At 51.1% G+C, this 14,610-nt stretch carries 10 protein-coding genes; 4 read left to right on the top strand and 6 right to left on the bottom strand.

The window, feature by feature from the left end:
- Positions 1-3: 3 nt before the first annotated feature.
- Complete coding sequence (locus tag AB1552_08915) at positions 4-969, bottom strand: GNAT family N-acetyltransferase (protein ID MEW6053891.1); 966 nt, start codon at positions 967-969, stop codon at positions 4-6.
- 202 nt (positions 970-1,171) lie between these two features.
- Between AB1552_08915 and AB1552_08910 the strand changes: the two genes are divergently transcribed.
- Positions 1,172-2,899 carry a hypothetical protein gene (locus tag AB1552_08910; GenBank protein MEW6053890.1) on the top strand — a complete coding sequence of 576 codons (1,728 nt, stop codon included), beginning with the start codon at positions 1,172-1,174 and terminating at the stop codon, positions 2,897-2,899.
- Positions 2,900-2,965: 66 nt separating this feature from the next.
- Here the strand turns inward: AB1552_08910 and AB1552_08905 are convergent, their stop codons facing one another.
- Genes AB1552_08905 through AB1552_08895 form a run of 3 tightly spaced genes read right to left on the bottom strand, consistent with a single transcriptional unit; the run spans position 2,966 to position 6,926 of the window.
- The gene (locus tag AB1552_08905; GenBank protein ID MEW6053889.1) at positions 2,966-4,039 is read right to left on the bottom strand and encodes a methyltransferase domain-containing protein; all 1,074 of its coding nucleotides are present in this window, start codon (positions 4,037-4,039) and stop codon (positions 2,966-2,968) included.
- Positions 4,040-4,060: 21 nt separating this feature from the next.
- Complete coding sequence (locus tag AB1552_08900; GenBank protein ID MEW6053888.1) at positions 4,061-5,188, bottom strand: acyltransferase; 1,128 nt, start codon at positions 5,186-5,188, stop codon at positions 4,061-4,063.
- Positions 5,175-6,926: a hypothetical protein gene (locus tag AB1552_08895; GenBank protein MEW6053887.1), complete on the bottom strand. Its 1,752-nt coding sequence runs from the start codon at positions 6,924-6,926 to the stop codon at positions 5,175-5,177. The genes AB1552_08900 and AB1552_08895 overlap by 14 nt, the downstream gene beginning before the upstream one ends.
- A gap of 66 nt (positions 6,927-6,992) precedes the next feature.
- Here AB1552_08895 and AB1552_08890 point away from each other — a divergent pair, with 66 nt between their 5' ends.
- Positions 6,993-7,925: a glycosyltransferase family 2 protein gene (locus tag AB1552_08890; protein ID MEW6053886.1), complete on the top strand. Its 933-nt coding sequence runs from the start codon at positions 6,993-6,995 to the stop codon at positions 7,923-7,925.
- A gap of 51 nt (positions 7,926-7,976) precedes the next feature.
- On the opposite strand, the gene AB1552_08885 is transcribed toward AB1552_08890, so the two are convergent.
- Positions 7,977-8,807: a hypothetical protein gene (locus AB1552_08885; protein ID MEW6053885.1), complete on the bottom strand. Its 831-nt coding sequence runs from the start codon at positions 8,805-8,807 to the stop codon at positions 7,977-7,979.
- A 368-nt stretch (positions 8,808-9,175) separates the two neighbouring features.
- On the opposite strand from AB1552_08885, the gene AB1552_08880 reads away from it, so the two are divergent.
- Positions 9,176-11,791 (top strand): PKD domain-containing protein, encoded by a 2,616-nt coding sequence (locus AB1552_08880; GenBank protein MEW6053884.1) that lies wholly within the window; start codon positions 9,176-9,178, stop codon positions 11,789-11,791.
- A gap of 77 nt (positions 11,792-11,868) precedes the next feature.
- Here the strand turns inward: AB1552_08880 and AB1552_08875 are convergent, their stop codons facing one another.
- Complete coding sequence (locus AB1552_08875; protein MEW6053883.1) at positions 11,869-12,759, bottom strand: hypothetical protein; 891 nt, start codon at positions 12,757-12,759, stop codon at positions 11,869-11,871.
- A gap of 181 nt (positions 12,760-12,940) precedes the next feature.
- On the opposite strand from AB1552_08875, the gene AB1552_08870 reads away from it, so the two are divergent.
- Positions 12,941-14,449, top strand: a complete 1,509-nt coding sequence (locus AB1552_08870; GenBank protein MEW6053882.1) for a VCBS repeat-containing protein — start codon at positions 12,941-12,943, stop codon at positions 14,447-14,449.
- Positions 14,450-14,610: the final 161 nt, after the last annotated feature.

Here is a 14,610-nt window from a genome sequence, read left to right as displayed (position 1 = left end):
CTGTCAGGAAGCATCATAGTCCCCCATCCGGTAAGAGTACTTTTCATAGAAATCCTGTTCCCGCATCTTCGCTTCATCAATAATCCTTACGCCGAAGGGAATCCCCTCCTGTGCGCGGTATCCTGATGCAATAAGGGAGCGGGCTACCGGTTCACTGCTGTTCGCCCATGTGACAATGGCTTTCACCTGCCGGTCTGCGGCGATTCTTTCCACCGCTTTCAGGAAAATCCCGTGCATGCCCTGCTCCGGCAGCAGGAAGTCCGCGATCTGCAGTTCTTCCCCGGTAATTTTTATCACCGCCAACGCCTTTATGCTCCGGGACAACAGCCCTTTAAAGACAACCGCCTGATATTCCCCGGCCGGATTTTCCCTGTATCTCCATCGCAGGAACGCGCTGTCCTTTACTATCGAGAGTTCCGTGGCGCGTGCAGACCTTTCCCACAATGCGTCTGTTTCGGCATCATTGATGGTATCCCATCCAATCCTGACCCTGCACCGCACCCGGGAGAAACGGCTGACGACGGACAATTCTTTTCTGAACACCGTCAGACGCCGGTAGGAAGTCGCGCCCATCATCATTGTCTGCAGGCGGGCATGCCTTTCGGAGGGGAACCCGAAGGCAAAGTCCATGGCATTCTCCTTATCGAAGACTTTTGCAATTTCGATTACAAGCGGATTTCTTCCGAAGAGTTTCGTCCTGTATTTCCGGTGCGTCATCACATCGCAGAACTGGTATGCCCACAGTTCCCTGTTGCGAAACATGAATCTGAACCGCAGTCCCCCGTAAAACGCGGCTACCATGCCATTATGCCGCACCACATACCCCCTTGAAGACCATGGAGCCCTCGCGTACTTCCATACAAACCACTCCTCCGATGCCTCCTTCCCGAAAGACAGGGAAAAGAGTTCGAGGATACCGGGGATATCCTCCTCACCATATTTTTTTATGACAAATTTCCTGTTGAGCATCTTATACGTTCTGCAACTGCTTTAAATTACATGACAATTGCGGGCCTTTTCTTTATACTAGTTCATGTCGAAAAAAAGCAAGCGGGTCCGTTCGCTTTCTGCAGACACCTCATCTCCTGTTGAAGGCAAAAGTCCTGCGGAACCTCGACAAACACTGCCACACAAATTCTTCTCTGTTTTTCATACCAAAGGCATAACCCGGATGGCGGCCTTACTGCTGCTGCTGTCCGTATTATTCTACTATGCTTCAATCGATTACGACTACGACCTCTGGTTTCATCTGAAATACGGGGAACAATATATGCAAGACCGCACCTGGCATATCGACCACACGCAGTTTTCCTGGACACCTGTGGATACCGGCTGGAAGTATGTCACCTGGATCGGCAGTTCTCTCCTGTATATTGTTTATCAGGCTGGTTCGGTAACAGGACTGTATATCATGATGTGGCTGATCCTCTTTCTTGTCTCAGGACTTGTTCTCTCCTATGCAAAGGCAATCGGCAGCGCCCCCGATATTCGTCATGTTGCCGGTCTGATGCTCGTTGCTGCGGTCATGGCACCAACAGTCACCATCATCAAGCCTGAACTGTTCACCATACTGTTTTTCTCGTTCGCCGTATTTGTCTATTTCTATTCCAGGTCAGGGAGGAAGAATCTCTTCCCGGTGTACCCTGTGCTTTTTCTGATATGGGTGAATACCCACGGCGGGTTCATCTTTGGCCTGTTCTTCATCACCCTGACGCTGTGCGGGGAATTGTTCAGCTATTTCCTCACAAAAAAAGAAGCCCTGCCGAAAAGTTTGCTGCAGTGCTTCGGGATCACAGTGATCCTCTCTTACCTTGCAACACTCGCAAATCCCCACGGCATCTCGTATCATGCTGCCCTGTTTCATTACCTGACATCAGATGAATACATAGGCCTTGCAGCGCACCTGCAGGCGTATTCTGATCTCTGGCAGGTGCTCTTTCCGAAGATCCATGCCTTCAGACCTATGATAAGCGCATGGTCCATGCTGACGATGCTTGCCTTTTTTCTGCTCGCGTTCATACAGGAGTGCAGGAAGCAGAGGCATTTTGAGTTTTCGCTCCTGATTACCAATCTCACATTTTTTTTTATCGGCATGGGCAGAGCCCGTGCGAGCATCTTCTTTCCTCTGCTGTGGGTCTTTTCGATGGTATTCCTGCTGAAGAAATCCTGTCCTGATGATTGCGGGAAGAGATCTCAGGCGACCGTACTTCTCCTGGTGATGTGTCTGTCGGGAATCTTTTTCAGCTACTATGCGGCATACAGCAGCAGGTCATGGTTTGGTTCCCGTATGGAAGAATTTATCCCCGCAAAAGAGGTTATGTTCATCAAAAATAATAAACTCCCGGGGCCTGTATTCAATGATTACCTTACCGGAGGGTATATGATATGGACCATGCACCCAGACTACAAGGTATTTATCGATCCCCGCTACGGGCCATATGTCAATACGGTATTGCCGGTCTGGCTCCGCATCAGGAGTGATCTGACCCCTGAGAACCTGAAAAGATTCTCCTCCGCATATCCCTTCAGGACTGCCCTCATCGGGCTGGAGGAGATCGAGATCATCTCATGGTTGCTGAAGTCTCCTGACTGGAAGCTTGCCTATTTTGACAAGGCTGCGGTCGTTATTGTACACAGAACCGTCTTTGACGCCATGAACCCTGATTCGCTCAGGCTGGATCTCGGGACCGGCAGGTTCAGGGGAATTGCGAATCCCCGGGTTCTCCTCCAGCTTTTTAATCTGTATATCAACCTCCGTACGGAATATGCGAGGGAGATGATGGACATCTACCGGGAAAACGTCAGTGATTTCTATCGCTTCAAGGAGGAAACGGTCTTCAGGATGGGCCAGCACCTTCACCACACAGAACTTCAGCTGCAGCAGCATGGTCGGCCCTGACCCGATCAGGAGAGTATCCCCCCGGAAAGTTCCGCCCTATCCCATAGTATTCATGATTTTTTCTGATTATCCTGAGGACAGAGTATCTTTGGTTATTTTCGTGCATATGACCATTATTCCCTCCGCTTTATTCAGAGGGCTTACGAGATCCGTCAGATAAGAGAAGAACCCCAGGAACATGGTCGCGATTACCTTCGTAGTGATGTTTTTGCAGAGGAGTTTGTAGCAGGAGAGAACACCCCGCAAAAGAAAGGAGTTTTTCCGGTATTCATTGTCAAAGAGTGCGATAAATGATTCGATATCCCATATATAGCTATAGTATTTTCTGACCTTCAGCGGCTGGAGCCCCGCCGCACGAAATCTCTGCAGGACGACGGCTGGCATCTCGAGACCATAATGTCCCCCTATGCCTTCGATGAAATACCTGTGATACAAATCAGGATATTTCTTTGCAAACTCCTTTACGAAATTGTCGCTGTCGGTCTCAATCACATGGGCGCATAGTCCCCCCTTTTTCAGTACCCGGCTCATCTCGGAGAACAATTTCTCCTTCTCCTGCGGGGGGACATGCCCGATGAAATCGCTGCTCACCAGACAATCAAATGTTTCTGCCTCGAATGGAAGTTGCGCTGCATTGCAGTTTATCAGCATCGCATACGACTGCCTTGCAAGACTGTATTTCAAGCTGGTCGGAGAATAATCTACTCCGTAAAGAACGCCTGCGTTCAGCAACTCGGGGTTACCGCCGCCGCATCCCAGATCAAGTATACGGGGTTCACGATACCTCCTCCTGAGCATATTTGCTACTGTCCCGAAGAATCTCTCGCGTTTGAACTGGGTATAAAGCAGATACTTGAAAAACCGGGAATATTTTTTGATACATGGAGATTCCTTTATCACCCTGCCTATCCCGCTCAGGTTGTATACCTTATGCGGATCTCTGTGCCAGTTCTCATAGAAAATGACCGCCTCCTGTTCAGAGTCCTTCAGAAAATTCGGGATACCCTCAGAAATATGGTATTTTCGCCTGCATCCGCCGCACTCAAGAACACTTTCGTCCCTGGAAAGGTGCGCATGACAGGAAGGACACAGGAGAAGAATCCCCGTGCCCCTATTCAGTTCCCCAATATCTTTTCCCATATCGTCACGATACCAGCAATCTCAATCTTTCGCCAAAAGCCTGCGCATAAAAACCCGCTTGAACTGTATAAAATACTTTTCGATCACCAAATACGAAACCGCTGACAACCCGATTGCGGCAGAAAACGCGACCATAAAGTCGAGTACCACATTCTGCGACGTGCCATGGAGCTTCAGTATGACCGGATAATGCCATAAGTATAAGCTGTAACTTATTATCCCTATCCATTTCACAAAAGAAGTGAAATATTTTTTCCCTCCGGTGAACCGGGGTTCATTCATCACCATATAGTACAGCATGAGACAAGAGCCGAGGGGCAGAAAAAAGAAAGAACCGAGGTTCAGGTGCACACCGTACATAGTTGAAGGACTTTCGAGTCCCCACAGGGTGATGGATCCGCCGATCAGACAAAGCACGATACCTGCGGACAATGCGATCCCGTCAGAACGGTGCGCACGATTTTCCGTATGCATGAAGAAATAGAAGAGTGCGATCCCGAGACAAAAGGCAAAGGCATGAGCGATAAGCTGGCCGTGTCCGAACAGAAAAAGCTCATCATACGAAATAAGTCCGTGCAGGAACTGACTGATCATATATTGCCTCCACAGAAACCCGAGAGAGAACAGAAACAGCAGCAGCATCATATCCCTGAACAGACTCCTTTTCGCCGAAAACATGATGAAGAGAAAAGGGAATGCAAGATACCATTGAAATTCGACCGCAAGAGTCCAGTACACGGGATTGATGGACATGATATGGTCCACAAAAAAATTGTGGATGTTGAAGGCATGGGTAAGGATATCGAAGGGGGAATGTGCGTTGAGCATTCCCAGGACGAGCAGGGAAACAAGATATGCCGGGTATATCCTCAGCAGCCGATTCATAAAGAACATCTTCCAGAGACCCGCGCGGCCTGTCCCGGCATACTTTTCCCGGTAAAACACCATCTGTCGTGTCAGCAGGAAACCGCTCAGGACGAAAAACAGGGGGAGTCCGGAAAATGAGATGGATCTTCTTATGATATTCACAGACTCATACGCAGATGGATGCAGATCGAAGAAATGGCCGGTCGAAACCAGTAACACCGCAACACCTCTCGCATAGTCCAGAGAGTAGAGTTTTCTGCTCTGCTGCTCAGACGCCGCCATATTGACCCGCTTCCTGCACAGAATGATACTGCAGAAAAAGGAGGCATGCCAGAGGATGCCGTCCTGTCATGGTATCCGGCAGACTGCCCATCTGTTCGTTCCGTTGCAGTCTGATACTGCGGTCTCCCGGTATCTCAATGCTGAATTCGGGGGAGAGTGCTTCCCACCCGTCCGGTGACCTGTACACGGCCCTCAGATAGAAGACCTGTGGTCTGTCTCCGGGATAATACCTGCCAAACAGATATGTCCCTCTGCGTTTTACGGGTGTCCCAAACGTATAAAGACCGCTTTCCTTTCCCATGATAATGAGATACGTTCCGTCCCCATATCCATCAAAGTCCCAGGTGAATCGATATCCCTCCACACTCATTCTGCCGCCTATGGCATCAGGCCTGACATCCTGCGCCTTTGTCACAGGCAGAGAATAACCGGACAGCGCAATTTCTTCTTTTCTCTCCTCAGACAGATAGCTCTGCAGATTCTCTTCGGGGATAACCTTCGTAAGTATTGTCCTGTGAAACAGGTACTGATAGATATCTCTCAGCCCGTCATAAAACCATACCGGCTGACGCGATACGACATACGGTTTTTCCGAAAAGATAAACTCTTCCGCCGCAGCTCTCGAAATGCTGCTCCCTTCGCTCAGGAGGTTTTTCAAATGAAAACCTCTTAGCAAAAAAACCGGGACCGTAATGATGAGCAGAATGACGACCATGATGCCTTTCCATCCGCGCTGCCGAAGCATGGTATTGCCCCAGAGCAGACCGGAGACCGTGAGAAACACGGAGAGATGGAAAAAGTATCTTGCCCATGAGTGGTTCAGATCGATAAGGCTGAGCACCGGCACGATCGGGAGAAAAAGAACCGCGGCGATACCGGCAGATTGCAGGAGCTGTTTCCGGCCGGCAGTTATCAGAATAATCCCGATCAACGGAAAAAACAGGAGAGAGAAATTCCCGAAGAGAAACACGGAAAGGACATGCACGGAATTCCCCATGCCTTCGGCCACATCCCTGATACCGGTAACGCCCCCAAACGGATAGCCTCCGGTTCCGCCGAGCATCACCACCCTCCATACCGCGTATACGCCAAGGCCGGTCCACATCGGAAGTGTCGCTTTCACCCTCTGCATGAACCCGCCCCTGCAGACGATGAATATCACTGCGGGCAGCAGGATGTATATTTCCTTGCATAATGCTGCCAGCAGGTACAGAATCCCGCCGGCAGCAGAGACTTTGCCGACCCTTTCCGCCCTGATGGCAACATATACTGCGAGGAGGGCGAAGAACATGCCCTCACTATAATGCCTCGTCGAAGACCAGCTGTATACCGACAGCACGACAGGATTGAGCAGATACAGTACTGCTCCGGCAAACGCGGTCAGCTGCCCGGCATACAGCCGCAACACCATAAAGAGGGCAGTCCCTGCAGCGACCACCGCGAAGAGATTATGGAGCAGGTATCCGCGGGGATCGATTCCGGAAAGAATCCAGTCGAGCTTGAACGACAGCCCGAGCATGGGAGTGAAATTACTTGAGCCTATTGCCCGGTAATCTTCAGGGCTGAACAAAATTTCGCCGACCGACTTCGTTGCGGCAAACCAGATCCATGACATATCGTCTGAAGAGAAATATCCGGACAGCAGGGGGACATACAACATCCCGATTACCGAAGATGCGAGAAGAATACCCGCGCCCCCGCGGAGCAGTTTTCCGGTTCTCCCTGTTTCACCTCTCATCTCAATTGCTTCTCATGTGTCCAGTGCTGTTTTGCTGTGATATAATGGGTACACACAGTCAATGCTATGGTAATCAAAATATCGGTCATAATTCCAGTCTTCAATGAGGCGGCATCCATCCGGGATGTGATGGAAAATACCTCCAGAATCCTCTCTGCAACAGGGTACTCTCATGAACTCATCCTTATTGACGATGGTTCACGGGACAACACATGGGAACTTCTGAAACAGTATTCATCTACCCGCTCTCTTATCAGAGCGATACGTTTCACCCGCAATTTCGGAAAGGAGGCGGCTATTCAGGCAGGCCTGAGCTGTGCCAGGGGAGACGCTGCCATCGTCATGGATGCAGACCTCCAGCATCCGCCTGACCTTCTGCCGCAGATGCTTTCCCAGTGGGAAAATGGCGGGTATGAGGTTGTTGAGGGTGTCAAGATCAGGCGCCAGCGGGAGTCGGCGCTGAACAGATTCGGCAGCATGCTGTTTTATCGCACACTGAGGATGGTCTCGGGGTTCGACCTCAGACAAGACACCGATTTCAAACTGCTTGACAGAAAGGTGATCAACGCCTACCTGTCACTGCACGAAAAGGGAAGGTTTTTCCGGACTCTTATTCCGTATCTGGGATTCAGAACCGCCCGGATTTCTTTCAGCCCTGATGAGAGAGAGACCGGCAAACCCCGCTTTTCTTTCCTCAAGCGTTTTGACCTCGCAGTCACCGCGCTCACCTCGTTTTCCTCACTCCCCCTGCATATCGTGACCCTGCTCGGCATATTCACGTTCATCTTCAGTTTCCTGCTCGGGGCCCAAACGGTCTATGTGAAGCTGAGCGGAAGGGCTGTTGAAGGGTTCACCACAGTAATCCTCATTATGCTTTTCATAGGCAGCATCCTTATGATCGGCCTCGGTATCATCGGAGAATATATCGCGAGGATATTCGAAGAGGTAAAGCACCGTCCTTCCTTTGTTATTGCGGAAGAAATAAGATCAGGGGAATAAAAAAGAGGCCGCATGAAGCGGCCTCTTCAATTTTCAGCGATTGAACGGTCGTTACCGGCCCTTCTTGATCCAGGTGGAATCGTACATCTCGCAGGGAATCGGCTGCCCCCCGGTCAAACTGGGTGAGGTAAAGAGAATTCCGGGCTTGTCCTCGAAGGTAATCTGGACATCATCGATAAACGCGGCACTGTCGACAATGTCATCACAGCGGTCGCAAATGGTAAGGGTAAGGAATACGGGTTCACAGCTCGAGTAGGCAAGCCGTTTCTTCACCTCGAACACAGGTGTCTCGCAGGCAAAAAGACCATTCTGCAATGCTCCCACCGGCTCTTCTTCACAGGTAAACGGCGGCAGCACTGGCGGTCTGATAAACCCGCCTGTCGCGAGATTTTTCACTGTCGCTCCCGGGCCGGGCGAAATGCCGTCTGTCTGGATATCGACCAGTTCGATTGTGCCGTCCGGGGTCGCCAGCTTCACCTCAAACGGATCAGTGCACCCGGTATTCCATGGACTTTCATCCGTCTTGTAGCGGACCTTGAAGCTCACGTTCACTGCCTGGGGAACGTTCACCGGATATGCGTGACCGCTCTCCATCCAGCTGCAGAGAAAGTTGTAGGCAGGATTTCCTGACAGGAGGGCCTGTGCACTGAAGCCATTATTCATTTCACCGGGTGCAGTCGTCATATACGCGGAATATGCACCGGTGATGACATTGAAGTCAGCAACCCCGATATCACCTTGCCCGGACCAGCAATCAAGATCCCCGTATTCGAAATCCCCGTTACAGAAACCATTACCATTTGCCAAAACCTGAGACGGCAGCGCCATGATACAGGACATTACGCACACAACAGAAATCAGCAAAAAGATTTTCTTGACCATTATTCCCCTCCTTGTTATTGTTGGTTGGTATAGTGTGTGGAAAAGACCCCCGCCCTGTCTGAACTTCAGAAGATTACGATGTTCTTATCACCTCCCTGCACATTTAAGATGAGAAAACCTCTGCATAAGATCTCTGCCATGATAACCGGAATTTATTGCAATGCCGTACTTCTATAAAAATTGTATTAACAAACGCATCCACTGTCAACAAAAAAACTGCACAATGTCATTACAGCGGGTGATGCCGGAGGTGCTTTTTCTGTCACACTGTGTGCAAAAATATTCAGAAGAAGTGGAATGCTTATTGCTATACTAATAAGAGAAATTCCGGTCACGGATATTTATCATTCACTCAAAGGAGGTACACGATGAGATCAGGAGAATTTGCGAAACAGTGCGGCATACGGTATTTGGTCGTCCTTGTCATGATGATCGCCTGCATGTTTCTCTCATCGAATGTGACGGCTCATCCCCTGGAGAACCCTGAAAAGGTGCCCCAGTCGGCAGTTGACAGTCTTGCATTCGGGAGCAGCCAGGACCTTATTGTGCTTTTCAATGAAGCGCCGGTCCTGAAGCAGTCAGCGTTCTTGAAGGAGGCATATGGCGTTTCAGAGGACATCCCCGAGATACTCGCCTTTAAGGCATCGAATTTTGATCAAATAAAACAGGGAGTTCTGAGTTCCCTGCCGCCCGGGGACGTGGAAGTCCTCATGGATTACAGCCATCTGCCGATGATGTTCCTGAAGTTCAGGTCTCTGCAGAGTCTGAATCAGCTTCTCAGTAACCCTGATGTGATACGGGCATATGAAAATCAGCCCTACCGACATTTTTTGTCACAAAGCCTGCCCTTAATTAACCAGCCGCAGGTAGCCGCATCCGGTCGTGTCGGTACAGGAACCGCAGTGGCAATTCTTGACACCGGGGTTGACTATACCCGCACAGCCTTTGGAAGCTGCACCAGCCCGGGGGTACCGTCGACCTGCAAGGTCGTGTATGCGCAGGATTTTGCCCCGAATGACGGGCAGCGTGATGTATTTCCCTATCATGGTACAAATGTGGCAGGGATAAGCCTTGGCGTGGCGCCTGACACCCGCATTATCGCACTTGATGTGTTCAGCGGGAACAGCGCATGGTCGAATCACATTATCAACGCGATTAACTGGTGCATCGCAAATAAGGCGACCTACAATATCGTGGCGATTAACATGAGTTTGGGCGGCGGGGGATCGACCACCCCCTGCGGTAGCGATGTGTTTGCGGCCCCGGTCGCGAGCGCGAGGTCTGCAGGGATTTTATCCTCCATCGCCTCGGGAAATAATGCATACACAAACCAAATCGCATCTCCCGGCTGTGTACCTGCAGCAGTATCTGTCGGAGCAGTATATGACGCAAACGTGGGACCGCAATTCTGGTCAAACTGCACCGATTTTACGACTGCCGCTGATAAGGTGACGTGTTTCTCTAACAGCGCATCGTTTCTCACCATGCTGGCGCCCGGATGCAGCATCTCTGCAGCAGGGATATCCATGTGCGGAACTTCTCAGGCAGCACCCCATATCGCGGGAGCGATTGCGGTACTGAAAGGTGCAGGCGCCTATCCTTCCGAGACCCCTGACCAGATCGTCAACAGGATGACGAGTTCGGGTGTGCCAATCACAGACTGGCGGAATGCGATCATCAAACCGAGGATAGACCTGCTTGCTGCGGCCGGTACAGAGACTCCGCCGGTGGCCAATTTCACCGGCAGCCCGACCTCCGGAACCGCGCCGCTTACAGTGAACTTCACCGACACCTCGACCGGCAGTCCGACCTCATGGGCATGGACCTTCGGTGACGGAGGCTCCTCGACGCTCCGGAACCCGTCCCATACCTACAACAATCCCGGCACCTATACCGTCTCCCTTACCGCCACCAATGCGTATGGGTCTGACCCGGAGACCAAGACCGGGTACATTACGGTGCTTGCATGTGCGCAACCACCATACATAAGCTTTTTAAATCCGTCCTCAGGCAATGTGGACCAGAGCATCATGATTTACGGGAGATCTTTTGCCTCACCATATCTGGTATTCTTTAACGGTGTCCAGGCAACCGTAACGTACACCAGTCCGTGGCAGCTGGTGGCAAAGGTGCCTGCAGGGGCAACGAGCGGACCGGTCTGGGTTGAAGGGCCGGCAGGGTGTATCAGTAATGAAAAGCCCTTCACCGTCATCGGTACTCTGCCCGCTCCTGTGGCCAATTTCACCGCTAGCCCGACCTCCGGAACCGCGCCGCTTACAGTGAACTTCACCGACACCTCGACCGGCAGTCCGACCTCATGGGCATGGGCCTTCGGTGACGGTGGCTCCTCAACGCTCCAGAACCCGTCCCATACCTACAACAATCCCGGCACCTATACCGTCTCCCTTACCGCTACCAATGCGAACGGGTCTGACACAGAGACCAAGATCGGGTACATTACGGTTTCATCTCCGGCTGCTCCTGTGGCCAATTTCACGGGAAGTCCTACTACCGGAACCGCGCCGCTTACAGTAAACTTCACCGACACCTCGACCGGCAGTCCGACCTCATGGGCATGGGCCTTCGGTGACGGTGGCTCCTCAACGCTCCGGAACCCGTCCCATACCTACAACAATCCCGGCACCTATACCGTCTCCCTTACCGCTACCAATGCGAACGGGTCGAATACCTTAACAAGAACCAATTACATCACCGTGCAGGCTCCACAGACCTGTCCGAACCCTCCTCTTATTACACTTCTGAATCCGACATCAGGCAAGGTAAATCAGACCATTACGATTTACGGGAGATCTTTTGCCTCACCATATCTGGTATTCTTTAACGGTGTCCAGGCAACCGTAACGTACACCAGTCCGTGGCAGCTGGTGGCAAAGGTGCCTGCAGGGGCAACGAGCGGACCGGTCTGGGTTGAAGGGCCGATCGGCTGCAGGAGCAACGAAAAGCCTTTTACCGTTACCCCTTAGTGTCTGTATTCAAAAAAAGAAGAAGGGAAAAGTCCTTCACTTTTCCCTTCTTCCTCTCTACTGATCGACAGAAATAGCTATTTCAGCAGGTACTCGATGTTATACTCATTCCGGTGCGTCTCCAGGTATTGCTTCATGCGTTCCTTCTGAAGCAGCCATGCCCCTGAGAACACGAGATCGCTTTTCACTTTCTCGAACGGCAGTTCCTCTTGCGGATATTCATGGGTAAGATTGATCAGCACGACCTCAGGATGCTGGGGGACGGGGAGAGGATCACTCGTCTCGCCCACCTTCATCTTCAGCGGTTCCTGTTCGATTACCACGGGGACCTGCCTGAATTTCAGCAGGAATATCTTCTTGTACTGTGTAGCGGTGATGGCGATACCGTCAGGGGGAGGGGCTTTCTCCCTGAGCTTCTTTATGGCCTCTTCAGGGTCCCTGTCAAACTCCTCGCTCTTTATTTGGGTGCGGATGCTCCCTGCATATTCCTCTGCCGTCTTCGCCAATTTGTTGTCCTTGTAGGTTATCTTGAATATGGTCAGCTTCACCCATCTCGGATACCGTGAATCCATCCAGTTCTTTTCATACAGTTCCCGCGCAGTCTCTTCGGTGACCGGCTGGGTAAAGACCGCCTCCTCCTTCATGAGTGCCTGGATAATAATATTCCTCCCGACTTTCGCGAGCTGTTCCTGTACGTCCTTCTTCCTGTCTATCCCCTTTTTCTTCGCTTCCTGATACATGATGCTTCTGGTGATCAGGTCTTCAAGGGCTTCTTTTTCGGTCGCCGGTTTCGAGCTGCCCATATTCGTAGCAGCCATATATTCCCTCAACTGATCTTCTGTGATTATTTCATCTCCCACCTTTGCCGCAATGCGGGATTCTTCCGCACCCGCAATCGAAAAACAGCATACCATCAGCAGAACGGACAGCACAGATGCAGCAGACAACGAAAACTTGAATCTGAACATTAATGTCCTCCTTCATTCACAATAAAATACCCGGGGCAACCCCGGGGTGACAGTGTTTTTTTACGGAGGTTCCATGGGTCTTCCCCCGCGGGAAACGGCAATTCGTGCGCGTTGACGTTATGCAGAAGTTAATTGACAAATGTCTCTTTTGAAATTATACTAAAACGTTATGAAAAAAATCATGAAAAATATTCTGCTGCTGTTGCTGCTTGTCTTCATGCTGCTCCCTGCTGCATCCTGCGCACTCCGCACCACAGGGACTTCCCCTGAGCCTGCACCCGGTGCTCAACCCTTGCCTGCAGCGGGTTCGCAGTATACCATGAAAAACTATCATATAGGAGCAAGGCCGACTGATCCTGTCTGTGCCGACCTGAACAGCGACGGGTTCAATGACATCGCGGTGGCGCTCAAAAAGCAGGCGCTTGCAGTGCTCCTGAACAACAGGAGCGGCGGGTTTACAGCCCCTGCAACCTATGCCACATTCCCGCATAATACCTCTCTCACTGCCGCCGATATTGACGGAGATGGTGACCTTGACCTTATCCCCCTGACTGAGCTGAAGGTTGGCCCGGTATTTCTGAATGACGGCAGGGGAACTTTTTCGCGGCATGACCTCGATATCCAGGCGCTGCTGTATTCATGGCATATCGAAAGCCAGGACCTCAACGGCGATGCACTTCCTGATCTCGTAATCACTTCTCTCCAGAAACCGTTCATCAGCATTGTCATGAACAGGGGGGATCTGCAATTTGCCGCCCACCGCATCAATCTTATGCCCGGAATTGAAGATCCCCGCCACAGACTGGACGTCACGGCATCACCTGATACTACACCGCCTGTCGGCGCAACAGACAGGAAAGTCCTCGAGAAAGAAAAATCCCCTGCAGAAGCGGTCAAGAAGCCAGGCGCAGAGAAGCCTGCAAGGCCCAACAGGGAAGACCTCAGAAGCGTTCCGCCTCCGACAGAGGAAGTTACCACGATTTCTCCTGATCAGCTGAAGCAGATGGAAGATACTTCACCTGGTTCAGGGAAATATATTCCCGGTTCACAGAAATGGCGGTATGCAAGACGCATTAAGGCCCTCGACAATGGATTCAAGGACGCAGTCATCACGGATATGAACGGAGATGGGCACCCTGACATCCTCTCACCTTCATATGTCTTCGATTCCATTTTCTTCGGCATAAACAACGGGAAGGGAGAATTTGATTTTGTATCAGTCCCGGTTGAGCCGGAATTGCCCTATGAGCTCGGCTATGCACTCTCTTCGATTGCGGTATTACGGTATCCTGACCGCAAGCTCCCTGATGTCGCCGTATCGAGTGAGCGCGACGGCAATATCTATCTCTTCGAGAACAGGGAAGGAATGCTGATCCAGAAAGGTCACCTTGAAACCCGGCGGAAAGTCCCCGTTCGTATCGTATCAGATGATTTAAACGGAGACGGCCTCCCGGACATCGTTGTTGCGTTTGCCGCAGAACTTCCGGTCGAGAAGAGAAGCATGATTCAGATATGGTTGAACAGCAGGGAGGGTTTCTTCCTCAAGGAAACCCTGCAGTCAGAAGGTCAGGGCATATATCTGGACACCTGCCGGTTCTCGCCGGAGGAACACCCGTCCATCATCATATCGAACGTACATGAGGAATCCCTCACAATTTTCTCGCCGATTCATAATTCGCCCGGCAAGTAAATACGTAATAAGTCGTCATTGTCCGGTCAAGCCGGGGGATGACCGCATTCAAGAAGTTTCATATGTATAATTGCCGAAACAATAGATATGCTCATGAAAAGACTCCGGCGTTTTTTTGGCAAGGAATGCGGTAAAGAAGCAGGTCCTCCCGTTCATTCTCT

The sequence above is a fragment of the Nitrospirota bacterium genome, assembly GCA_040754395.1.
Lineage (GTDB): Bacteria > Nitrospirota > Thermodesulfovibrionia > Thermodesulfovibrionales > SM23-35 > JBFMCL01.
Note: the sequence above shows the minus strand (reverse complement) of the source record. Positions and strands in the feature narration are given on the sequence as shown.